This window comes from Streptomyces sp. NBC_01314, from assembly GCF_041435215.1.
GTDB lineage: Bacteria > Actinomycetota > Actinomycetes > Streptomycetales > Streptomycetaceae > Streptomyces.
The window spans coordinates 7,177,266-7,198,943 of record NZ_CP108394.1 but is presented as its reverse complement, the minus strand read 5'-3'; the positions used below and the strand labels follow the sequence as shown (position 1 = coordinate 7,198,943).

Genomic DNA, 21,678 nt, shown 5'->3' with positions numbered 1-21,678 from the left:
TTCCACGGCGTGGAAAGCAACCGAATGGTGACCATCGGCGATGACGGTCGTGCCGTCCATGTCGAGGCCCCGGTGTGCAAACAGGGCCGGCCTCAGGAAGAAGCCCGCGTCACCAGCTCCGTGGGCAGCATTACCTGCCGCCGCTCCAGCCCCCGGGACACCGCCGGGCGGCGGTCCGCGATCTCGTCGAGGAGGAGGTCGATCATGGCGCGGCCCATTTCCACTATGGGCTGGCGGACGCTGGTGAGGGGTGGGTCCATGTGGCGGGCGATCGCCGAGTCGTCGTAGCCGACGAGGGCGACGTCGTCGGGTATGCGGCGGCCCGCCTCGCGGAGGACCTGCCGGGCGCCGGCGGCCATGACGTCGGACTCGGCGAAGACCGCGTCGAGGTCGGGGCAGCGGGTCAGGAGTTCCGTCATCGCCCGGCGGCCGCCCTCCTCCGTGAAGTCGCCGGGGACGATCAGGCGCTCGTCGACCTCGCGGCCGGCGTCCTCCAGGGCGTCCCGGTAGCCCACGACGCGCCGCTGGGCGCCGTAGACGTCCAGGCGGCCGGTGATGGTGCCGATTCGGGCGCGACCCCGCTCGATCAGGTGTTCCACCGCCGAGCGACCGCCGCCGTAGTTGTCGGAGTCGACGGAGGGGAGCGTCTCGTGCTCCGAGCGCGGGCCGCTGATCACCGCCGGGATTTCCAGTTGTGACAGCAAATCGGGGAGCGGATCGTCCGCGTGGACCGAGACCAGAAGGACTCCGTCGACACGGTGCGCGGCCAGGTACTGGGCCAGGCGGCGTCGCTCCCGGTCGCTGCCCGCGAAGATCAGCAGCAGCTGCATCTCCGTGTCGGACAGCTGCGCGCCCACACCCTTGAGGATGTCGGAGAAGTACGGCTCGGCGAAGAAGCGGGTCTCCGGCTCGGGGACGACCATCGCGATCGCGTCGGTGCGGTTCGCCGCGAGTGCGCGGGCCGCCGTGTTCGGGACGTAGCCGAGCTCCGCGACGGCCACCTCGACCGCCGCGCGGGTCGCGTCACTGACCCGGGGCGAGCCGTTGATCACCCGGGACACCGTCCCCCGGCCCACGCCGGCCCGTGCGGCGACCTCTTCCAACGTCGGCCGCCCACCGCTCCGGCCCCGTGCTCCGTGGCCTGCCACCATGGTCGCCTCCCGTTCACACCGCGCTGGCGTGGAATCTAACAGTCCTGATCGTCGTACGACGTCCGGGAAGTGCTCATCCGGGTTTCGGCGCCGTCGGTGACACCGGCCCGGCTCCTGCGACGTCGTCCCGTCCGGGACGACTGATTACACGAGTCCAACAGTGCCGACGCCCCGGAACCCGGCGGCCCGGCGACGGGCGGGTGCCGCGAACCCGTCCGCCTGGGCCGGCCCGGGCGCCCTCGGCACCCCGATCCCGCAGACCACTTGAGCCCCAACCCCGCCCCGCCCTACCGTTTCCGGGCATGCCCGGCCGCCGGCCCGGGTTAGTTAACAGCCCGATAACCGAAGGCATCTCTCCGCGCTCGCTCCCTTGACACCCCCGCATGAACCGACGACTCTTCAACACATCACTCGTGGGAGCGCTCCCACAGTACCTGGCACTTACACAACCCGCACGTTCCCCGCCCGAGCCGCAGCATGAACTAACGGGCCCAACAAAGCCGTTGGCCGGGGGGTCGGCACGTCAGGGCATCAGGAGGACGCAATGCGAGCACGTACCCTCCCGCACTCCCGGCTCCGGTCGGGTGGGGGCACCCGCACCGCCCGCAGGACGCGCAGGGCGGTGGTCGTCGCGACCGTCGCCGCGCTGGGCGCCGGGCTGCTGGCCGGCTGTGCCGACGACGGCGATGGCGGCGGCGGTTCCTCTTCGGGCGGCAGTGGCGGCGGCGGTGGCGACAAGACCACGATCACCCTGGGTCTCTTCGGCACCATGGGCTTCAAGGAAGCCGGCCTCTACACCGAGTACGAGAAGCTCAACCCCAAGATAAAGATCGCCGACAACGTGATCCAGCGGAACGAGAACTACTACCCGCCGCTGCTGAACCACCTCACGACCAACAGCGGTCTGCTGGACGTCCAGGCAGTCGAAGTCGCCAACATCGCCGAGATCGTCAACACCCAGGCCGACAAGCTCTCGGACTTCTCCAAGGTCTCGGGGGTGGACAAGAGCAAGTGGCTCGACTGGAAGTGGGAGCAGGCCACGACCAAGGACGGTCAGACGATCGGCCTCGGTACCGACGTGGGCCCGATGGCGATCTGCTACCGCACCGACCTCTTCAAGGAGGCCGGCCTGCCCACGGACCCCGCGGAGGTCGGCGCGCTGTGGGCCGGTGACTGGGCCAAGCTGATCACCGTCGGCGAGCAGTACAAGAAGAAGGCGCCCAAGGGCACCGTCTTCATGGACTCCCCCGGCGGTCTGCTCAACGGGATCATCGGCAGCGAGAAGGAGAAGTTCTACGACTCCTCCGGCGAGGTCATCTACAAGACGAACCCTGCCGTCAAGGCCGCCTTCGACCTGACCGCCGAAGCAGCCGAGAAGGGACTGGTCCAGTCGCAGACGCAGTTCCAGCCCGCCTGGAACTCGACGATCGCCAACAACAAGTTCGCCGCGATCTCCTGCCCGCCGTGGATGCTCGGCACGCTGAAGGACAACTCGAAGCCGGAGGCGAAGGGCAAGTGGGCCGTCGCCACCGCGCCCAAGAGCGGTAACTGGGGCGGCTCCTTCCTGACCGTGCCCAAGAGCGGCAAGAACGTGGAGGAGGCCCAGAAGTTCGTGGCCTGGCTGACCGCGCCGGAGCAGCAGGCGAAGCTGTTCAAGGTGCAGGGCAGCTTCCCGAGCGCCCCGGCCGCCTACACCTCACCCGAAGTCACCGGCGCGGTCAACGAGATGACCGGTGACCAGCCGATCGGCACGGTCTTCGCCGCAGCCGCCAAGTCCGCCCCGGTCCAGGTGATCGGCCCGAAGGACCAGATCATCCAGCAGGGCCTGTCGGACAACGGCGTCATCCTGGTGACGAAGGGCAAGTCGGCGAAGGAAGCCTGGGACTCCGCGGTCAAGTCCATCGACAACAAGCTGGATCAGTGACCCGGATGACCACCCCTCACGACACCGCCGCGCCCCCCTTGAAGGAGGGGGGCGCGGCCCCGGGCCGCCCGCCCGGTGACGACACCTCCGCCGCGGCGCAGCAGAAGCGGGCCCGGCTGTCCCGGCGCTGGCAGCGGGACATGCGCTGGAGCCCGTACGCCTTCGTCTCCCCGTTCTTCCTGCTGTTCGTCGCGTTCGGCCTGTTCCCCTTGCTCTACACCGGCTGGGCCTCGCTGCACCAGGTGGAGCTGACCGCGCCGACCGACATGAACTGGGTGGGGCTGCGCAACTACACCCGGATCTTCGACGACGAGTTCTTCTGGAACGCGGCGTGGAACACCCTGACCATCGGCATCATCTCCACCGTTCCGCAGCTGTTGATGGCGATGGGCATCGCCCACATCCTCAACTACAAGCTACGGGCCTCGACCTTCTTCCGGGTCGCGATGCTCGCGCCGTACGCGACCTCGATCGCCGCCGCTTCGCTGGTGTTCGTCATGCTGTTCGGCCGCGACTACGGCATGATCAACTGGGCGCTCGACGCCGTCGGCATCAACCCGGTCGACTGGCAGAACGACAAGTGGGCCTCGCAGATCGCCGTGTCGTCGATCATCATCTGGCGCTGGACCGGTTACAACACGCTGATCTACCTCGCCGCGATGCAGGCGATCCCGCACGACCTGTACGAGTCGGCGGCCCTGGACGGGGCCAGCCGCTGGCAGCAGTTCATCCATGTGACCGTGCCCGCGCTGCGTCCGACGATCCTGTTCACGTGCGTGGTGTCGACGATCGGGGCGAGCCAGGTCTTCGGAGAGCCGCTGCTGTTCGACGCCAACAAGGGCACCTCCGGCGGCGCGGAACACCAGTTCCAGACGCTCGGCCTGTACCTGTACGAGCAGGGCTGGGTCGCCCAGCACCTGGGCCGTGCCTCGGCGATCGCCTGGGCGATGTTCCTGATCCTGATCGTCATCGGCATCATCAACTACGTCATCTCGCGCCGGCTGCGCGCCAGTAGTTAAGGAGTTCCGGCCGTGACGACTACAGTGACGCCCACCGACGCGAAGCCCGCCGACGCGAAGCCCACGGACAAGTCCAAGCGCCCGCGCCTGCCCAAGGCCGCGCGGGCCGGCGGGCAGCTGCACGGCGGCCCGATCGCGTACGCGATCCTCATCCTGTTCACGATCGTCTCGATCTTCCCCCTGGTCTGGTCGGCGATCGCCGCCTCTCGCGACAACAACCGGCTGGCGCAGACGCCGCCACCGTTCTGGTTCGGCGGCGGCCTCTTCGACAAGATCGAACTGGCCTGGACGGACGCCAATCTGGGCGAGGCGTTCTTCAACACCACGGTGGTCGCGGGAGTTTCGGCGGCGACCGTCGTCTTCCTGTCGACGATCGCCGGGTTCGCCTTCGCCAAACTGCGGTTCAGGGGCCGTGGCGCGCTGATGCTGATCGTGATCGGCACGATGATGGTGCCGCCGCAGCTGAGCGTCATCCCGCTGTACATGATGGTCGCCAAGCTGGACTGGACCGACCAGTTGCAGGCAGTCATCTTCCCGTCGCTGGTCAGCGCGTTCGGGGTGTTCTTCATGCGGCAGTACCTGATCCAGGCACTGCCGGACGAGATCATCGAGGCCGCCCGGGTCGACGGGGCGAACAGCTGGCGGGTCGTGTGGCACGTGGTGTTCCCGGCGGCCCGGCCGGCGATGGCCGTGCTCGGCATGCTGGTCTTCGTACAGACCTGGAACGACTTCCTGTGGCCCTTCCTGGTCCTGACCCAGACCGGCAATCCGACCGTGCAGGTCGCGGTCGCGGCCCTGGGCCGCGGGTACACCCCCGACCAGTCCCTGATCATGGCGGGCGCGCTGCTGGGCACCCTGCCGTTGCTGCTGGTCTTCGCCTTCTTCGGCAAGCAGATCGTGGGGGGCATCATGCAGGGCGCGGTGAAGGGCTGAGGCCCGGATTCACCTTCGTTCGCTTCTTCCGGATACTCGTTCGCTTCTCGTTCCGGGTTCTCGTTCCGGATTGTCGATCGTTTCTCGTTCGGTATCTCCGGGGGTCGGGTCACCGCCGCCTCGACCCCTGTTTCTCTCCTCCCTTTCTCCCCCCACCAATCCTCCGTCGGTCCACCCGACCACCCAATGGGAGCGCTTCCATGCCTGAACCCGTGAACCCGGTGACCCCGGTGACCTTTCCCCCCGCCTTTCTCTGGGGCGCGGCCACCTCCGCTTACCAGATCGAGGGAGCGGTGCGGGAGGACGGCCGTACGCCCTCCATCTGGGACACCTTCAGCCACACCCCGGGGAAGACCGCCGGTGGTGAGACCGGTGACATCGCTGTCGACCACTACCACCGCTACCGCGACGACGTGGCGATGATGGCGGACCTGGGCCTCAACTCGTACCGCTTCTCCATCTCCTGGTCGCGGGTGCAGCCGACGGGCCGGGGTCCCGCGATCCAGCGCGGACTGGACTTCTACCGCCGTCTGGTCGACGAGTTGCTGGACAAGGGCATCAAGCCGGCCGTCACCCTCTACCACTGGGACCTTCCCCAGGAGCTGGAGGACGCGGGCGGCTGGCCCGAGCGGGACGTCGTCCACCGTTTCGCCGAGTACGCGCGGATCGTGGGCGAGGCGCTCGGCGACCGTGTCGAGCAGTGGATCACCCTCAACGAGCCGTGGTGCACCGCGTTCCTCGGGTACGGCTCCGGCGTGCACGCGCCCGGCCGTACGGACCCGGTGGCGTCGCTGCGCGCGGCCCACCATCTGAACCTGGCGCACGGGTTGGGCGTCTCGGCGCTCCGCTCGGCCATGCCCGCCCGCAACTCGATCGCCGTGAGCCTCAACTCGTCGGTGGTACGGCCGATCACGAGCTCCCCCGAGGACGTGGCCGCGGCCCGGAAGATCGACGACCTCGCGAACGGCGTCTTCCACGGGCCGATGCTGCAGGGGGCGTACCCGGAGACCCTGTTCGCCGCCACCTCGTCGCTGACGGACTGGTCGTTCGTGCAGGACGGTGACGTGGCGGCGGCCAACCAGCCGTTGGACGCGCTGGGGTTGAACTACTACACGCCGACGCTGGTGGGCGCGGCCGACGCCGACGCGATCGGGCCGCGTGCGGACGGCCACGGGGCGAGCAACCACTCGCCGTGGCCGGGCGCGGACGACGTCCTGTTCCACCAGACCCCGGGCGAGCGTACGGAGATGGGCTGGACCATCGACCCGACCGGTCTGCACGAGCTGATCATGCGGTACTCGCGGGAGGCGCCGGGGCTGCCGATGTACGTCACCGAGAACGGGGCGGCGTACGACGACAAGATGGACTCGGACGGTCGCGTCCACGACCCCGAGCGCATCGCCTACCTGCACGGCCACCTGCGGGCGGTCCGGCGCGCGATCGCCGAGGGGGCGGATGTGCGCGGGTACTACCTGTGGTCCCTGATGGACAACTTCGAGTGGGCGTACGGGTACGGCAAGCGGTTCGGGGCGGTGTACGTCGACTACGCGACCCTCGCTCGTACGCCGAAGTCGAGTGCGTACTGGTATGCGCAGGCGGCGAAGACGGGGGCGCTGCCGCCGCTGGTGACGACCTCGGCGTAGGGGACGTCGGGGTGTAGAGCCGGGGGCTGGGGGAGCCCTCCGGGGGGACGGGGGAGCGGGGGTCCGGGGCGTGGCGCGATTAGGGGAGCGCCGCGCCCCGGACGGCTGTCGTCAGAGTTGGCGGTAGTAGTGCACCGTCGGGAACGGGACGCAGCCGAGGCTCTCGTACAGGGCGCGGGCGGGGGCGTGGAAGGCGTCGGCGCCGGTCCCGATCTCGACGAGCCGCGTGCCGCGCCCGCGCAGGTCGGCGAAGGCGTGTTCGCACAGGGCGGTGCCCGTACGGTCGCCGCGGTGGTCCTGGTCCACGGCGAGCAGTGTGATCTCGCCGTGCCGACGGGTGAGGTCGGCCCGCCAGGCTACATAGCCGGCGATGACGCCGGCGGCCTCGGCGACCGCGACGTACTTGTGCTGGGCCGGGTCGTGCAGCGCGGGGACCTGTTCGCGGTAGTCGTCACGCCAGTCGGTGTGCAGGGTGGCGAGGACGAGTCCGTCCAGCAGCGTTCCGACGGAGTTCTCGAAGAAGGGCCGGAACGTGTCGATGGTGAGCTGGGTCAGTCGGGCCACGTCGTCCGGGACGAACGCGCGAATGAGCATGGAGTGGACCTCTCGGTGACTGAGGGAGAAATATCCGGAGCAGGACATGTCTGGCCCGCCGAGCACGCGGGACGTGTCGGTGGGCCGATCCTCAGTGGCGAGTACGCCAGGAAGCGAAGCACTCCATGCGCGGCATGCTAGCGGTCTACGAAGGGACAAGTCCCATGACCCTGCTGGTCGCCGCCGTCATCGTCCACGACCGGGCCGCGGGCCGTGTCGTCCTCCTCCAGCGGGGCGAGCACGCCAGGTTCGCCCGGGGGAGGTGGGACCTCCCCGTCGGGAAGAGCGAACCGGGAGAGCCCGTCACCGAGACCGCCGTGCGTGAGCTGTACGAGGAGACCGGCCTGACCGTGCGGCCGGAGGCGCTGGAGGTCGTGCACCTCATCCACGCGGCCCGGGGCGTCGAGGCACCGGACGGCTTCCTCACCGTCGTCTTCGTCACCCACGAGTGGACCGGCGAGCTGGAGAACCGGGAACCGCACAAGCACGCCCAGGTCCGCTGGGCCGACACCGGTTCCCTCCCCGAGGACTTCGTCGAGGGCAACGCCGACGCGCTCCGCGGCTACCTCGCCGACGGCCCCCGGCTGTCCCTGTACGGCTGGGCCTGAGCGCGGGAGGCCGCGCGGGTGTGAGTGCCTGCTGTGGGCGGCAACCGGCGTTGCCGCCCACAGGAGAAAGGCGGTTCGACCGGCGTCAGCGCGGTTCCCGCACCACCAGCACGTCCCCGGCCGCCACCGTCACCGAACCGCTGCCGTCGCCGACGACAACGCCCTTGCCCGTCAGCAGTTCGGACGCGTCGGCCGCGACCTCGATCTCGGCCGACGATTCCCCGTGGTTGATCAGGAAGAGGTAGTCCGCGTCCGCGCCCCGGCGCAGGGCCGCCTCCACCCCGGCGGGGGTCGTACGCACCGACGCCACGCCCGCCTCCTCGCGGATGCGGTTCAGGAGGGAGGTGAGAGTTGTCGGGTCCGGGCGGGTGGACAGGTACCAGGCCGTGCCCGAGCCGTGGGTGTTGCGGGTGACCGCCGGGACGCCGGTGAGGGGGCCGGAGGTGTACGACGTCACCGCCTCCGCGCCCGCGAGGGCGACCCGCTCCGACCACAGTCCGGCCGTACCGCCGTCACTGAGCCCCACCGACTCCCCCGGCAGCAACGGGAACAGCTCGTCCGTGCGCACGCCCAGCGCCTCGCGGAACGCACCGGGGTAACCGCCCAGCCGGACATGGCAGTTCTCGTCCACCGCGCCGCTGTGGAAGCCGACGGCCAGCGTGCCGCCGGCCGCCGCGAAGCCCGTCAGGTTCGCCGTTCCCTCGTCGTCCACCAGGTACAGGCTCGGCGCCAGGACCAGCTTGTACGCGGAGAGGTCCGCGTCGGGGCGGACGAAGTCCACGGCCACGCCGGCCCGCCACAGGGGCTCGTACCAGGCGCGGACCAGGTCCTGGAAGCGGAGTTCGCCGCTCGGCTGGGACGGGAGTTCCACCGCCCACCAGGCGCTCCAGTCCCAGACGATCGCCACCTCGGCGACGCCCGTGCTGCCCCGCACCTCCGCCAACGACCCCAGATCCGCGCCCAGTCGGACCACGTCACGCCAGATCTGGCTGTCGGTGCCCGCGTGCGGGAGCATCGCCGAGTGCCACTGTTCGGCGCCCGCCCTGGCGGCCCGCCACTGGAAGTAGGCGATGCCGTCGGCGCCCCGGGCCACGTGGGAGAGGGCGTTGCGGCGCAGTTCGCCGGCCGTCTTGGCCCGGTTGACCGGCTGCCAGTTGACCGCGCCGGTGGAGTGTTCCATCAGCAGCCACGGACTGCCGCCCGCCAAGGACCGCACCAGGTCGCCGCTGAGCGCGATGTCGATCTCGGACTCGGGGTCCGTCGACTGGAGGTAGTGGTCGTTGGAGACGATGTCCAGCTCCGGCGCCCAGCGCCAGTAGTCCAGCTTGTCGAAGTTGTACATCACCATGAAGTTGGTGGTGGCGGGGGTGGCGGGGGCCGCCTCCAGCAGCACCTCGCGCTCCGCCTTGCACAGCGACAGCAACGCGTCGCTGCTGAAGCGGCGCCAGTCCAGCTGATGGGTGGGGTTCGGGACCGCGCCCGTCGGGCGAGGCGGGATGATCTCGTCCCAGTCGTAGTACCACTGGCTCCAGAACGTGGTGCCCCAGGCGTTGTTCAGCGCCGCCAGGTCGTCGTCGTACTTCTCCCGCAGCCAGACCCGGAACGCCGCCGCGCTCGTGTCGCAGTAGCACTCGCCGTTGTGGCAGCCGTACTCGTTGTGGATGTGCCACATGACGACGGCCGGGTGGTCCGCGTACCGCTCGCCCAGCACGCGGGCGATCCGCAGGGCCGCCTCGCGGTAGGCGGGACTCGACGGGCAGAAGGTCTGGCGGCTGCCGTACGAGAGGGTGCGGCCGTCCTTGTCGACCGGCAGGGCGTCCGGGTGCGCGACGAAGAACCAGGCCGGCGGAGCCGCCGTGGGTGTCGCCAGGTCGGCGGCTATCCCGTTCTCGTGGAGGAGCGCCAGGATGCGGTCGAGGCGGGAGAAGTCGTACTCGCCCTCCCTCGGCTCCAGCAGCGCCCACGCGAAGATGTTGACGCTGACCATGGTGACGCCCGCCTCGCGCATGAGGCGTACGTCCTCGGCCCAGACCTCCTCGGGCCACTGCTCGGGGTTGTAGTCACCGCCGTAGGCGATGCCGGGGACCTTCAGTTCGCGCTTCATTCGGGGGCCTCCGTGCCCTTGGCCAGCAGACGGCGAGTCGTGTCCACGCCCCAGACGTCCAGCGACAGCAGGCGGTCGCTGGAGGCCATGAGGCCACCCGTCGCCTCGACGTGCGCCGCCCAGCGTTCCCGTGTCTCCACGGCCGGGCGGGCCATCAGGCAGTCGGGGTCGTTCACCCAGAGTCGGCCGTGCTGCCACTGCCGGCCCGCGCCCGTGAACTCGGCGGAGTCCTGGCCGGGCTGACTGTGGTCGTCCGCCTCGGGACGGCGGTGCGGGGCCGTGTCGGGGCTGACCCGCATGGCGTCGAACAGGCCGATGGACGGGAGGATCGGCGCGCCGCAGCCCAGGAGGTAGGCGTCGGGGCCGATCGCGTCGCGGATCAGCTCGATGCCCTGGCGGTACGCCGTCACCGCGTCCACGGAAGCGTGCCGTACGCCGTCCAGCGCGCCCGCGTACAGGAAGTCGACCTTGAAGTAGTCGTAGCCCTCGGCGCGCAGGGTCGTGAAGACCTCGGTCAGGTACGCCGCCGCCTCGGGATGCGTGGTGTCGAGGACGTACAGGTCGAGGACGTACAGGTCGTGGCCCCAGTTGTGGCCGGCGTGCAGCGGCCGGCCCGCTGAGTCCCTGACCAGCCACTCCGGGTGCTCGGCGGCCAGGGTGCTCGACGGGTCGACGAGGAAGGGGGCCGTCCAGATGCCCGCTCGGCGGCCCCGTGCCCGGATCGTGTCGGCGATGCCCGCGCGGGAGCGGAAGCGGCCGGAGAGGGCGAGCCAGTCGCCCAGGGCGCGCTGGTAGCCGTCGTCGATCTGGACGACGTCGATGGGGAGGTCGAGGGTCTCCATCGCACGGATGTTCTCGTGGATGTCGTCCTCGGTGACGGAGGTGAAGTACTCGTACCAGGAGCACCAGACGGTGGGGGCCGGGCGGGGGGCCGCGAGGCCGAGGCCGGCGGCCCAGTCGCCCAGCACCGACTGGATGTCCGGGCCCGTCCACTCCTTCACCGGGCTGTCGGAGCTCACCTCGGCGACCCCGTCCCGCACCACCAGGCGGATGGACGGGACCTCACGTACGGGGTCGGGCGCGGCCCAGAGGCGGACCGCTGTGCCGTCGCCGGGGTCGAGCGCCAGCAGGCCCTCTCCCTGGAAGGTGCCGGCGGGGGCGGTGACACCCGGGCGGTAGCAGACCGTCGCCCAGTTGTCGTTGGTCGGACGGTACGGGGCCGCGTCGAGGGCGTAGGCGCCGCTGGGGCTCCAGGACTGCCAGCCCTCCTCGTGGACCCGTGCCGTACTGGTGTCCACGGGCACGGAGACCACGTGGGTGAAGGGGTGGTGCACGAAAAACTTCTCTTTCGAAACGTGGGCTGCCGAAGGGGCTGTCAGCCCTTGTTGGCGCCGAGGGTCAGACCACTCACGAACTGCCGCTGGAGCGCGAAGTACACGACCAGCGTGGGGATCGCGGTGAGGAGCGCACCTGCGGCGACCAGGTTGGGGTCGGTGAAGTACTGCCCGGAGAGGTTGTTCAGGGCCGAGGTGATCGGCATGTTCTCGCCGGTGGAGATCAGGACGAGGGCCCAGAAGAAGTCGTTGTAGATCCAGATGGAGAGCAGGGTTCCCAGGGCGGCCATCGCGGGCTTGCACAGCGGGAGCACGATCTGCCAGTACAGGCGCCACACGGACGCGCCGTCGACGAGCGCGGCCTCGGTCAGCTCGTGCGGCAGGGAGCGCATGTAGTTGCTGAGCACGAAGGCGCAGAAGCCGGACTGGAACGCCACGTGGATGAGGACCAGGCCGAGCGCGGAGTCGTACAGCTTGCCGCTCATCGTGATGCCGGGCAGGTCGATGAGCAGGTACAGGCGGTACAGCGGGGTGATGATGACCTGCTGCGGGAGCAGGTTGCCCGCCGTGAAGACCAGCAGCAGGAAGATGTTGACGCGGAAGTCGAAGCGGCTGACGTAGAACGCCACCATCGACGACAGGAACAGCGTCACCAGCACCGCCGGGACGGCGACGATCAGCGTGTTCACGAAGTAGTGCGTCATGTCCGACTGCGTGAACGCGTTCGTGAAGTTGTCGAAGCTCAGCTTGTCGGGCCACGAGACGTAGCCCTTCTCGCTGGTCTCGCCGTACGGGCGCATGGCGGCGTACAGGGCCCACAGCAGGGGTCCCAGCCACGCCAGTGCCATACCGGCGAGGAAGACGTGCAGGAGGACCCGCGCGGGGCGCAGGGGGGTGCGCTCCTTGGGAGCGGCGGTCGCGGCGGTGGTGTCGACGGTGGTGCTCATGCGCGCCGCTCCTTCCGGAAGGTCGAGATCAGATACGGGATGATCACGACGAGGGAGATCACCAGGAGGACGACGGCGATCGCCGATCCGTATCCGATACGGCTGGACTCTCCGATGATGTTGTTGGTGACGAGGATCGACAGCAGTTCCGTGCCCTCGGCGCCCTTGTTGAAGACGAAGACGAGGTCGAAGGCGCGCAGGGCCTCGATGATGGTGACGACCAGGACGACGGTGTTCGTCGGGCGCAGGGTCGGGAAGATGACGTTCTTGAACGTCTGCCACTCGTTGGCGCCGTCCAGCGCGGAGGCCTCCCGCAGGGACGGGTCGACGCCCTTCAGGCCGGCCAGGTACAGGATCATCATGTAGCCGGTGTGCCGCCAGGACGCGGCGATGAGGATGGCCCAGAGGTTGAGGTCCGGGTCGCCGATCCAGTCGATGTAGTGGCCCGGCTCGTTGGCGCCGATCAGGCTGTTGATCAGGCCCGTGTCGGGGTTGTAGATCAGCTGCCAGACGAAGCCGATGACCGCGAGCGACATCACGACGGGCAGGAAGAAGGCCGTCTGGTAGACGCGGCTGAACCGGATCTGCTTGTCCAGCTGCACGGCCAGGAACAGGCCGAGCGGCGTGGGGATCAAGATGAGCGCCACGAACCAGATGATGTTGTGCTCGACGGCGGGCCAGAACTGCGGGTTGTTGGTGAACAGTTCCTTGAAGTTGTCGAACCCGACCCACTTGATCGAGTCGAAGCCGATGCCGTCCCAGGTGGTGAAGGCCAGCGCGATCGAGGCGAAGGCCGTCACCCAGACGAGGGCGACGTGCAGGATCGTCGGCAGACCCGCCATCAGGCCCAGCGTGAGCCTGTCTCGGCGGGTGAGGAGCCGCCGGTGCCCCCGGGGCACCTTCGCGGCTTTTGCGGTCTTGGCGGCAGGGCCGGAGCCCGGAGGCGGCGTGGCCGCCTCCGGGCTCTCGGTGGGGGTGGTCGTCATGTCAGGAGGTCATCCAGTCGTGAGGACGGTCGATCGTCAGGACAGTCGGTCGTCAGGACGCGAAGATCGTCTTCTTCTGGCGCTCGATGGACGAGAGCAGGCTGTCGATGCCCTTGGGGTCGCGGATGAACTTCTGCAGCGCCGGCTGCATCACCGTCGAGGTGAAGTCCGGACGGCTGTCGCGGTCCATGAACTGGGTGAGGCTCTTGGCGCCGGAGATCATCTCGAACGCCTTCTTCTGCATCGGCGTGTACGAGGAGGTGTCGGCCTTGGTGGAGGCGGCGACGACGTTCGGGTCGGCCTTGAGGTAGATCTGCTCGGCCTCGGGGGTGCCGAGGAACTCCATGAGCTTGACCGCGCCCGCCTTGTTCTTCGGGCTCTTGCTCATCATGAAGCCGTCGGTCGGGGCCTCGACGGTGTCCTGGCCGTACGCCGGGTCGATCTCCGGGAAGGCGAAGAAGTCGAGGTCGTCGAGGTCTTCCTTGTTGGTGAACTGCTGGCCCACGAAGGTGCCCAGCAGGTACATGCCCGCCTTCTTCGACGCCAGGGTCTGCGCGGCGTCCTGCCAGGTACGGCCGACCGCGCCCTCCTGGTGGTACGGCAGCAGCTCGGACCACAGGTCGAAGACCTTGCGCACCTTGGCGTCGGTCCAGGACGCCTTGCCCGCCATCAGCTCGACGTGGAAGTCGTAGCCGTTGGTCCGGAAGTTCAGCTGGTCGAAGGTGCCCATCGCCGGCCACGCGTCCTTGTCGCCGAAGGCGATCGGGACGAGCTTGTCCTTCTCCATCTGCTTGCACAGGGCGATCAGCTGGTCCCACGTGGTGGGAACCTCGTAGCCCTTCTCCGCGAAGACGCTCTTGCGGTAGAAGAGGGCCCAGGGGTAGGTGTACAGCGGCACGAAGTAGAACTTGCCGTCCGCGCCCTGGCTGAGCTTCTTCATCGCGTCGGGGAAGTTGCCCCCGATCTTGTCCCACACGTCGTCGATCGGGTTGGCGAGGCCCTTGGACGCGAAGAACTGCATGCGGTAGCCCGCGAACCAGTGGAACACGTCGTCCGGCGTGCCCTGCAGATAGGTGTTGATCTGCTCCTGGAACGTGTTGTGGTCCTTGGTGTTCACGTCGACCGTGATCCCGGACTGCTTCTTGAACGCCGCGTAGATCTCGGCGAACGCCTTCTTCGGCACCGCGTCCGACGCGTTCGAGCCGAGGGTGACGGTCTTCGAGTCGCCGGCCGAACTGCCACTGCCGCCGCAGGCGCTGAGCAGGGGGACTCCAGCGCCGAGCGCAGCGGCCCCGCCTATGCCGCGCAGCAGGGTGCGACGGCTCGGCCCGGGGACGGCGAGTCCGGAAGGTGTGAGGTGCATGTACGGCTCCCTGGGGACAGGTGGTTCGGTCGCAATGGCCCTCGTCAGCTACTGATCGAAAACAATCAGAAACCAACTCGACCGAACATCGGTGGCCGCCATAACAGCTCTATGTCATGTCATACGTCAAGGCTTCTTGTCCCCCTTTGTTGAAACGTAATCCGTGGATGTCGAAACGTGACCGACACATATGTGAGCCACTTCACTCACCGTAGGAGCCGCATCCGCGGGGCACCGTGACCGCGCAAGATCAACCACCGAGGTCACCGGCTCGGACCGAGGCCGTTCCGCTGCGTCCGCGTCGGCGTATCGACGCCCCTCGGTGCCCTCTCCGCGCCGACGCCCTGCCGTCCCCCGCCGCGCCCCCGTCCAGCTGGATCCAGACCCGCACCTCGGCGCCGCCCAGCACCGACGGCCCGAGGCGGACGTCACCGCCGGTCGACTCGGCGAGCCTGCGCACGATGTCCAGGCCGAGCCCGGTCGAGCCGTCGCTGCCGGAGCCCCGGCCACGGGCCATGGCGGCCCCGGGGTCGGTGATACCGGACCCCGCGTCGGAGACCAGGACGATCACCGCGTCCTCGCCGTTGTGGACGTCGACCGCGAAGGCCGTGCCCTGAGCCGTGTGCCGGAAGACATTGCCGAGGAGGGCGTCCAGCCCCGCGGCCAGATCGGCTCGGGCGACGGGTATGCGGACCGGGCGCTCGACCCCGGCCACCCGCCACCTGCGGCCCTCGTCCTCCGCGAGCGCCGACCAGAACGCCATCCGCTCCCGGACCACCTCGGCCGCGTCGCACCCGGCGCCGGGCCCCGCCACCGCCGTCTGAGGCTTGGCCTCCCGCGCCGTCCGGATGATCGTGTCGACCTCCCGCTCCAGCTGCTCGACCGCCGCCCGCGTCTGCTCGGCGGCCGGCCCGTCGCCGAGCGAGGCCGCGTTGAGCCGCAGCACGGTCAGCGGTGTCCGCAGTCGGTGCGACAGATCCGCCGCCAGCTCCCGCTCGTTCGCCAGCAGCTGGACCACCTGGTCGGCCATCGCGTTGAACGCCACCGCCGCCAGCCGCAGCTCCTTCGGCCCCTTCTCCGGTACCCTCGCGCCCAACTGCCCCTCCCCCAGTTCCTGCGCGCTCTCCACCAGCCGCCGCGCGGGCCGGACCATGCGCACCCCGAGCCGGTCGGCGACCGCCACCGAGCCGACGATCAGCAGGGCGCCCACCCCGGCGAGCACCGCCCACGCCGTGGCGACGCCGTTGCTCACCTCCGACTCGGGCACATGGACCTCGACGACCGCTATCGCGCCGGAGCTGAGCGCGGTGGGCTGGAGCAGCGCGGACCCGCCCGGCACCTGCGCGGTGGAGGCCCGGCCCAACTTCCGCACGGTCGCGATGTCCTGGTCGGACGCCCGCTGCCGGCCCAGGTCGAGCGCGGTGGCCCCCGCACCGTCCGCCGGTATGTGCACCGCCATCCCGTCGTCCGACCCCGCCGAGGCGACGACCCGCTCCAACTGCTCCCGGTCGGTGGTGATGGAGAGCGCCGGGGCGATCGCGGCCGCCTCCCGCTCGGCGTTGGAGAAGGCCCGGTCCCGTGCCATCTCCTTGATGACCAGCCCGAGCGGCACCGCGAAGGCCACCACGACCATCGCCGTCACCGCCACGCACACCTTGACCAGCGCCCATCTCATGGCCGCACCGCCCCGCACGTCCCGACCGGCCGCCGGCTCATGGCCGCTCCCCCGCCCCCGGCGGCTCCAGCTTCACACCGACCCCGCGCAGCGTGTGCAGATAGCGCGGCTTCGCCGCCGTCTCCCCCAACTTCCGCCGCAGCCACGACAGATGCACGTCGATGGTCTGGTCGTCCCCGTACGACTGCTGCCACACCTCGGCCAGCAGCTCCTTGCGCGGGACGACGACACCGGGCCGGCCGGCGAGGAACGCGAGCAGGTCGAACTCACGCCGGGTGAGATCGAGTCGTACGCCGTCCAGCCCGGCCTGGCGGCGCAGCGGGTCGATCGCGAGGCCGCCGACCCGGATGACCGTGGACGGGAGCGCCTCGCCGGCGGAGGCGCGGGAGCGGCGCAGCACGGCGGCCATCCGGGCGGACAGGTGCTCGACCGAGAACGGCTTGGTCAGATAGTCGTCCGCGCCCGCGTTCAGCAGGCGGACGATCTCCGACTCGTCGTCCCGCGCGGTCGCGATGATCACCGGGACGTCCGTGATGCCGCGCAGCATCTTCAGCGCCTCCGAGCCGTCGAGATCGGGCAGCCCGAGGTCGAGGATGACCACGTCGAAGCGGATGTGCGCGACCTCGCGCAGCGCCTCCAGGGCCGTGCCGACGCTGCGCACGGTGTGTGCGGCGTCCGTCAGATGCCTGATCAGCGCCGAGCGTACGAACTGGTCGTCCTCGACCACGAGCACACTTGCCATGCGCCGCACCGTACGCCAAACGCGGCGGGCCGGTCGGGGCCTGTGGACAACTCACGCGGCCACGACACCGATGGGGCTCGTGAGGCAGTATGGCCGCGATGCGCAGAGGACTTCTCCACGTACTGGCCTGGCTGCTCGCCACGGGCGCGGCGGTCACGTTGACGTGGTGGGGCGTCCACACGGTGATGGCCGGCACGGCCTACGACCCGCCCCGCGCCCTGCCCATCACGGCCGCCGACGCTCAGGCCGGGGGAGCCCCCTCGCCGGTCACCGCGACGGCCCTTCCCGAGCCGGCGAAGAGCACGAAGGCACCGGCGAAGAGAGACGCGGGCGAGCCGTCCCTCACCCCCTCGAAGCCGTCGAAGTCCGTGCGGCCCAGCCCCGGTCCGAGCACCGGTGTCCCGGCCGACGCGGGCGAGATCAAGGGGTACGACACCGAGGGCGGCCGGGTGGTCTTCTCACTCGGCGAGGAGTACGCGACCCTCGTGTCGGCGACGCCCGGCTCGGGCTGGTCGATGCAGGTGTGGAAGACGGAGACCTGGATCCGGGTCGACTTCGCCGCCGGTGCGGACCGGGTGTCGGTCTTCTGCACCTGGCACGACAGCGCGCCCCGGGTGGACGTCCAGAACTTCTGAGGCCCGGTGCGTTCCGCGGACCGGCACGTTCTGCCAACCGGCACGTTCTGCCAACCGGCACGTTCTGCCGACCGGCGCTTCCGCGGACCGTTACGTCTGAGAACCCCGCGCCCTCAGCGGAACACCGACGACGGCGGCACGGGCGAGGCCACCGCCCCCGCGTCCGTCACCGGCACCGCGCCGCCCGTGAAGTCGGTGAGCGCCCTGCCGTGTTCGACGCGGCCGGGGTGCGGGTCGGAGGCGGCACGGCGGGTCAGTTCGGCGACGGGGAGCGGCTGGTCGGAGGCGACCAGGACCGCGTTGCCGAATCGTCTGCCCCGCAACACCGTGGGGTCGGCGATCAGTGCCAGCTCCGGGAAGACGGCGGCGGCGGTGGCGATCTGGCCGCGAAGATGGGCCAGCGGCGGGCCGTCGGCGAGGTTGGCGGCGTAGTACCCGCCGGGCTTCACCACCCGCCGTACGTCCGTGAGGAATTCCGTCGACGTCAGGTGCGCCGGGGTGCGCGCCGCGCTGAACACATCCGCGATGACCAGGTCCGCCCACCCGTCCGGCACCTTCGCGAGCCCTTCGCGCGCGTCCGTCGACCGCACCCGTATGCGCGCGTTCGGATCCAACGGCAGTTCCCGCCGGACCAGTTGGACGAGTGCCGCGTCACGTTCGACGACCTGCTGGGTGGAGCGGGGGCGCGTGGCGGCGGCATACCGGGCGAGGGTGAAGGCGCCCCCGCCGAGGTGTACGGCGTGCACGGGCCGCCCGGCCGGGGCGACGAGATCGATGACATGTCCGAGCCGGCGCTGGTACTCGAACGACAGATACGCCGGATCGTCGAGATCGACGTGCGACTGCGGTGCCCCGTCGACCAGCAACGTCCACGCCCGAGGCCGGTCCCGATCGGGTTGCAGCTCGGCAAGCCCCCCGTCGACCTCCTCGACAACGGCGTCGGCCCCTTGCCCACGCCGCCCCTGCCCCTTCTTGGACCTGCCCACCAGTCCATTATCGGGCCTGGAGGGCGGTGGGCGCGACGAGCCCACGACGAACCGCAGCCGCCGACGAACCGGGACCGGAACTCCTACGTCGACCGGGCGCGACTCACCGGCAGTTGTCCGCCGCCTCGATCAACCGCGCCGCCTCGTCCAACGCCGCCCGCAACACCGTCGGATCGGTCGCGAGGTCCGCCTCGCCAAGCGGAAGCAACCAGTCCGCCCCGTCCGCGGGAACGAGCACCGCCCCCCGACCGTCGCTCTGCGTACACGTGCTCCCCGGCACGTCCCACGCGTCAGCCGTACCGGGCGGCACCAGAAACCCGAGGGTGTCGCAGGTGTCGTCGTGCAGGACGGGCCCGACCGTCATGACGGGCCCCACCACGTCGAGGGCACCCCGACGGAGAATGTCGACCGCCTCCAGCCCTTGCCGGGCGGGCACGGTCACCATGTCGCACTCGGAACGGGGTTCGAGATTCTTCATCCGGGCCTCCCAGGCCTGCCAGCCACCTGCCCAACGCGCCACTCCGTCAACGGCTACGGCGAAACTGCGCCGCAAAGGATGGCAGTTCATGGCAGATCCGGGATGAGATATCCGGTTTGTAGCCAAACCTCGCGTGGGGGCACCGACGGGGCGGGTACGTTCTTGCCCCGCCGGACACAGCGGAACCAACCGTGCAGCACGCACACAAGTCCTAATGAATCCGGCATGGTTCGACGGTTCGCGAGAGAGGGCCCGGCCATGACGTCGTCATCGGTGACCTCGTCCCAGTTTCCCCGGCCACAGCGGCCGAACCTCGCCTTCAGGCGGCTGCGCGGGCAGCGTTCGCCGGGCGAGTTCGCCGCGGCGGTACGGCGGGCCGCGCGTGAGATCGGCGAGCGGGTGAGCTGTGACGCGCGGTACGTCGGGCGGGTCGAGGCGGGCGAGATCCGCTGCCCCAACTACGCGTACGAGCGGGTGTTCCTGCACATGTTTCCCGGCCGCACACTGACCGACCTGGGGTTCGCGCCCCGCGCGGAGGTACGCGGTCGGGGGGCGCGCCCCGCCGAAGAGGCGCCCTCCCCTCGCAACAAGAGCCGCTCTCACCTCTCACACGGAGTGAGGGGTGAGACGGAAGGGGCGTACGAGCCGTATGACACGCAAGAGATGTACGACATGCAGGACCCGCGGGGCGACACGGGCTACGTGCGCGGCCGGCGGGGCTCGCAGCACACGTACCAGAACCACGAGGAGAGCGACGTGCAACGTCGCGCATTCATGACCGGAGGCAGCGCCGCGGTGGCGGCCGCCTCGCTCGGCCCCTTCGCCCTGGGGGGCACCGCGTCGGCCACCGGCCGTCCCGTCCACCGGGCGGGCACGGGGGAGGCGGGGGCCCTCGAAGCGGCCGTACGCAAGATCCGGCTGCTCGACGACCGGCACGGGGCGGACGGGCTGTACCGCAGGGCCTCGGCGCCGCTGCGGGCGGCGTACGCGCTGCTCGACGCGGGCACCACCCGGCAGGCCACCGCCGACCGGCTGTACTCGGGGGCGGGAGAACTGGCCATCTCGGTGGGCTGGTTGGCCCATGACTCGGGGCGGTTCGACGACGCCCGCTCGCACTACGCGGAGGCCCTCGCCACGGCCCGGATGTCGGGGGACCCGGGGCTGGAGGCGCACGCCTTCTGCAACACCGCGTTCCTCGCGCGGGACGCGGGCCGGCCGCGCGAGGCGGTACGGGCGGCGCAGGCCGCGCAGCGGGTCGCCCGGCCGCTGGGCTCGCCGCGACTGATGTCCCTGCTCGCGCTGCGGGAGGCGGGCGGCTGGGCGGGGCTCGCCGACCGCACCGGGTGCGAGCAGGCGCTGGCCCGGGCGCACGCCCTGTTCGGGCGGGGGGCCGGCGAGACCGACCCGGAGTGGATGAGCTTCTACGGGGAGGCCGAGCTGGAGGGCCTTGAGGCACAGTGCTGGTCCACGCTGGGCGACTGGCCACGGGCGGCCCGGCACGCGCGCCGGGCGGCCGGGACGCAGAACCCGCACTTCACGCGGAACATCGCGCTGTACACCGCCGAGCTCGCCGACGACCTCGCGCGCGGGGGGCGCCCCGACGAGGCCGCGGCGGCCGGAACGCGGGTCCTGGACCTCCTCGACGAGGTCCAGTCCTCCCGTGTCCAGCAGATGCTGGCGGCAACGGCCCGGGTACTGCTGCCGCACCGCCGGGCCTCGGGGGTGTCGGCGTTCCTGGAACGGCACGCGGGGGTCGCGCGGACGGCTTAGGAGTGGCTTAGGCGGCGGTTTCGAGGGTGCCCCCAGCCGCGCGGCCGGGCGGGGGCACATCGCGTGGCCCGGCGCTCACGGGGTGCCGCCGCACCCACCGGTGCCGCCCCCGACGGCACGACTGCCCGCGGTCATGACAGATGCCCCGTGTCGTTCCAGGACTCGATCGCCGGGTCGCCGTAGGCCCAGCCCAGCACCGACAGAGAGGTCGGGTTGAGGCGGACGCGGGCCGCGAAGCCGACGTCCAGCCCCAGCCAGCGCGCGGCTATGGACCGCAGGACGTGCCCGTGGGCGAAGACCAGCACATCGCGGTCCTCGCCGCGCGCCCACGCGACCACCTCGTCCGCGCGCGCGGAGATCTGCTGAAGGGTCTCCCCCTCGGGGACGCCGTCGCGCCACATGAGCCAGCCGGGCCGGAAGGCCTGGATCTCGGCGGGCGTCAGCCCCTCGTACGCCCCGTAGTCCACCTCCATCAGCGTGTCCCACTCGGTGGCCCGCTCGCCGAAGCCGGCCAGATCGCAGGTCTCACGCGCGCGGGACAGGGGACTCGTCCGGACGTCGACACCGGGCAACCCGTCCAGGGGCGCCCGGTGAAGGCGCTCCCCGAGGAGCTTGGCACCGCGCCGGCCCTCTTCGAGGAGCGGGATGTCCGTCCTGCCGGTGTGCTTCCCGAGCAGGGACCATTCCGTCTGTCCATGCCGGGCCAGCAGGATGCGCGGTGCCATGGGCGACCTTTCCAAGGCCTTCTGCGAGAAGGGAGAATTCGGAGGCGGATGATTCCATCAT

At 70.3% G+C, this 21,678-nt stretch carries 19 protein-coding genes; 7 read left to right on the top strand and 12 right to left on the bottom strand.

Features of this window, described 5'->3' with window-relative positions; all coding sequences use genetic code 11:
* Positions 1–92: 92 nt before the first annotated feature.
* Positions 93–1,148 carry a LacI family DNA-binding transcriptional regulator gene (locus OG622_RS31790; protein WP_371584286.1) on the bottom strand — a complete coding sequence of 352 codons (1,056 nt, stop codon included), beginning with the start codon at positions 1,146–1,148 and terminating at the stop codon, positions 93–95.
* 547 nt (positions 1,149–1,695) lie between these two features.
* On the opposite strand from OG622_RS31790, the gene OG622_RS31785 reads away from it, so the two are divergent.
* The 4 genes from OG622_RS31785 (at position 1,696) to OG622_RS31770 (ending at position 6,670) form a co-directional block, all read left to right on the top strand.
* Entirely contained in the window at positions 1,696–3,075 is a 1,380-nt protein-coding gene (locus tag OG622_RS31785; protein ID WP_371580050.1) for an extracellular solute-binding protein, read from the top strand.
* A 5-nt stretch (positions 3,076–3,080) separates the two neighbouring features.
* Positions 3,081–4,094: a carbohydrate ABC transporter permease gene (locus tag OG622_RS31780; RefSeq protein WP_371580049.1), complete on the top strand. Its 1,014-nt coding sequence runs from the start codon at positions 3,081–3,083 to the stop codon at positions 4,092–4,094.
* A gap of 12 nt (positions 4,095–4,106) precedes the next feature.
* Positions 4,107–5,027 carry a carbohydrate ABC transporter permease gene (locus tag OG622_RS31775; protein WP_371580048.1) on the top strand — a complete coding sequence of 307 codons (921 nt, stop codon included), beginning with the start codon at positions 4,107–4,109 and terminating at the stop codon, positions 5,025–5,027.
* Positions 5,028–5,227: 200 nt separating this feature from the next.
* Positions 5,228–6,670, top strand: coding sequence for a GH1 family beta-glucosidase (locus OG622_RS31770; protein WP_371580047.1), 1,443 nt, complete (start codon positions 5,228–5,230; stop codon positions 6,668–6,670).
* 111 nt (positions 6,671–6,781) lie between these two features.
* Here OG622_RS31770 and OG622_RS31765 read toward each other — a convergent pair whose 3' ends face one another.
* Complete coding sequence (locus OG622_RS31765; protein WP_371580046.1) at positions 6,782–7,264, bottom strand: N-acetyltransferase family protein; 483 nt, start codon at positions 7,262–7,264, stop codon at positions 6,782–6,784.
* Between the two features lie 164 nt (positions 7,265–7,428).
* On the opposite strand from OG622_RS31765, the gene OG622_RS31760 reads away from it, so the two are divergent.
* A complete protein-coding gene (locus tag OG622_RS31760) occupies positions 7,429–7,872 on the top strand; it encodes an NUDIX domain-containing protein (RefSeq protein WP_371580045.1) in 444 nt (147 codons plus the stop codon).
* A gap of 85 nt (positions 7,873–7,957) precedes the next feature.
* On the opposite strand, the gene OG622_RS31755 is transcribed toward OG622_RS31760, so the two are convergent.
* The 7 genes from OG622_RS31755 to OG622_RS31725 all read right to left on the bottom strand — a co-directional run bounded on the left by OG622_RS31755 (position 7,958) and on the right by OG622_RS31725 (position 17,023).
* Positions 7,958–9,976, bottom strand: coding sequence for a beta-galactosidase (locus OG622_RS31755; protein WP_371580044.1), 2,019 nt, complete (start codon positions 9,974–9,976; stop codon positions 7,958–7,960).
* A complete protein-coding gene (locus OG622_RS31750; protein WP_371580043.1) occupies positions 9,973–11,310 on the bottom strand; it encodes a glycoside hydrolase family 36 protein in 1,338 nt (445 codons plus the stop codon). Before OG622_RS31750 ends, OG622_RS31755 begins: the two co-directional genes overlap by 4 nt.
* Before the next feature lie 41 nt (positions 11,311–11,351).
* Positions 11,352–12,257, bottom strand: a complete 906-nt coding sequence (locus OG622_RS31745; protein ID WP_371580042.1) for a carbohydrate ABC transporter permease — start codon at positions 12,255–12,257, stop codon at positions 11,352–11,354.
* On the bottom strand, positions 12,254–13,243 hold the full coding sequence (locus OG622_RS31740) for a carbohydrate ABC transporter permease (RefSeq protein WP_371580041.1): 990 nt from the start codon (positions 13,241–13,243) through the stop codon (positions 12,254–12,256). The genes OG622_RS31745 and OG622_RS31740 overlap by 4 nt, the downstream gene beginning before the upstream one ends.
* Before the next feature lie 52 nt (positions 13,244–13,295).
* Positions 13,296–14,606: an ABC transporter substrate-binding protein gene (locus tag OG622_RS31735; protein WP_371580040.1), complete on the bottom strand. Its 1,311-nt coding sequence runs from the start codon at positions 14,604–14,606 to the stop codon at positions 13,296–13,298.
* A gap of 250 nt (positions 14,607–14,856) precedes the next feature.
* Complete coding sequence (locus tag OG622_RS31730) at positions 14,857–16,281, bottom strand: sensor histidine kinase (RefSeq protein ID WP_371580039.1); 1,425 nt, start codon at positions 16,279–16,281, stop codon at positions 14,857–14,859.
* Between the two features lie 37 nt (positions 16,282–16,318).
* Complete coding sequence (locus tag OG622_RS31725; RefSeq protein ID WP_371580038.1) at positions 16,319–17,023, bottom strand: response regulator transcription factor; 705 nt, start codon at positions 17,021–17,023, stop codon at positions 16,319–16,321.
* Positions 17,024–17,112: 89 nt separating this feature from the next.
* Here OG622_RS31725 and OG622_RS31720 point away from each other — a divergent pair, with 89 nt between their 5' ends.
* Positions 17,113–17,658: a hypothetical protein gene (locus OG622_RS31720; protein ID WP_371580037.1), complete on the top strand. Its 546-nt coding sequence runs from the start codon at positions 17,113–17,115 to the stop codon at positions 17,656–17,658.
* Positions 17,659–17,771: 113 nt separating this feature from the next.
* Here OG622_RS31720 and OG622_RS31715 read toward each other — a convergent pair whose 3' ends face one another.
* Positions 17,772–18,644: a spermidine synthase gene (locus tag OG622_RS31715; RefSeq protein ID WP_371580036.1), complete on the bottom strand. Its 873-nt coding sequence runs from the start codon at positions 18,642–18,644 to the stop codon at positions 17,772–17,774.
* A 103-nt stretch (positions 18,645–18,747) separates the two neighbouring features.
* Positions 18,748–19,122, bottom strand: coding sequence for a hypothetical protein (locus OG622_RS31710; protein ID WP_371580035.1), 375 nt, complete (start codon positions 19,120–19,122; stop codon positions 18,748–18,750).
* A gap of 258 nt (positions 19,123–19,380) precedes the next feature.
* Here OG622_RS31710 and OG622_RS31705 point away from each other — a divergent pair, with 258 nt between their 5' ends.
* Positions 19,381–20,892, top strand: a complete 1,512-nt coding sequence (locus OG622_RS31705) for a hypothetical protein (RefSeq protein WP_371580034.1) — start codon at positions 19,381–19,383, stop codon at positions 20,890–20,892.
* 131 nt (positions 20,893–21,023) lie between these two features.
* Here the strand turns inward: OG622_RS31705 and OG622_RS31700 are convergent, their stop codons facing one another.
* Positions 21,024–21,617 (bottom strand): histidine phosphatase family protein, encoded by a 594-nt coding sequence (locus tag OG622_RS31700; RefSeq protein ID WP_371580033.1) that lies wholly within the window; start codon positions 21,615–21,617, stop codon positions 21,024–21,026.
* Between the last annotated feature and the right edge of the window lie 61 nt (positions 21,618–21,678).

Coding starts and splice junctions, on each gene's coding strand:
- OG622_RS31785 (WP_371580050.1), top strand. CDS start 1,696: ATGCGAGCACGTACCCTCCCGCACTCCCGGCTCCGGTCGGGTGGGGGC.
- OG622_RS31780 (WP_371580049.1), top strand. CDS start 3,081: ATGACCACCCCTCACGACACCGCCGCGCCCCCCTTGAAGGAGGGGGGC.
- OG622_RS31770 (WP_371580047.1), top strand. CDS start 5,228: ATGCCTGAACCCGTGAACCCGGTGACCCCGGTGACCTTTCCCCCCGCC.
- OG622_RS31765 (WP_371580046.1), bottom strand. CDS start 7,264: ATGCTCATTCGCGCGTTCGTCCCGGACGACGTGGCCCGACTGACCCAG.
- OG622_RS31760 (WP_371580045.1), top strand. CDS start 7,429: ATGACCCTGCTGGTCGCCGCCGTCATCGTCCACGACCGGGCCGCGGGC.
- OG622_RS31755 (WP_371580044.1), bottom strand. CDS start 9,976: ATGAAGCGCGAACTGAAGGTCCCCGGCATCGCCTACGGCGGTGACTAC.
- OG622_RS31745 (WP_371580042.1), bottom strand. CDS start 12,257: ATGAGCACCACCGTCGACACCACCGCCGCGACCGCCGCTCCCAAGGAG.
- OG622_RS31740 (WP_371580041.1), bottom strand. CDS start 13,243: ATGACGACCACCCCCACCGAGAGCCCGGAGGCGGCCACGCCGCCTCCG.
- OG622_RS31735 (WP_371580040.1), bottom strand. CDS start 14,606: ATGCACCTCACACCTTCCGGACTCGCCGTCCCCGGGCCGAGCCGTCGC.
- OG622_RS31730 (WP_371580039.1), bottom strand. CDS start 16,281: ATGAGATGGGCGCTGGTCAAGGTGTGCGTGGCGGTGACGGCGATGGTC.
- OG622_RS31725 (WP_371580038.1), bottom strand. CDS start 17,023: ATGGCAAGTGTGCTCGTGGTCGAGGACGACCAGTTCGTACGCTCGGCG.
- OG622_RS31720 (WP_371580037.1), top strand. CDS start 17,113: ATGGCCGCGATGCGCAGAGGACTTCTCCACGTACTGGCCTGGCTGCTC.
- OG622_RS31710 (WP_371580035.1), bottom strand. CDS start 19,122: ATGAAGAATCTCGAACCCCGTTCCGAGTGCGACATGGTGACCGTGCCC.
- OG622_RS31705 (WP_371580034.1), top strand. CDS start 19,381: ATGACGTCGTCATCGGTGACCTCGTCCCAGTTTCCCCGGCCACAGCGG.
- OG622_RS31700 (WP_371580033.1), bottom strand. CDS start 21,617: ATGGCACCGCGCATCCTGCTGGCCCGGCATGGACAGACGGAATGGTCC.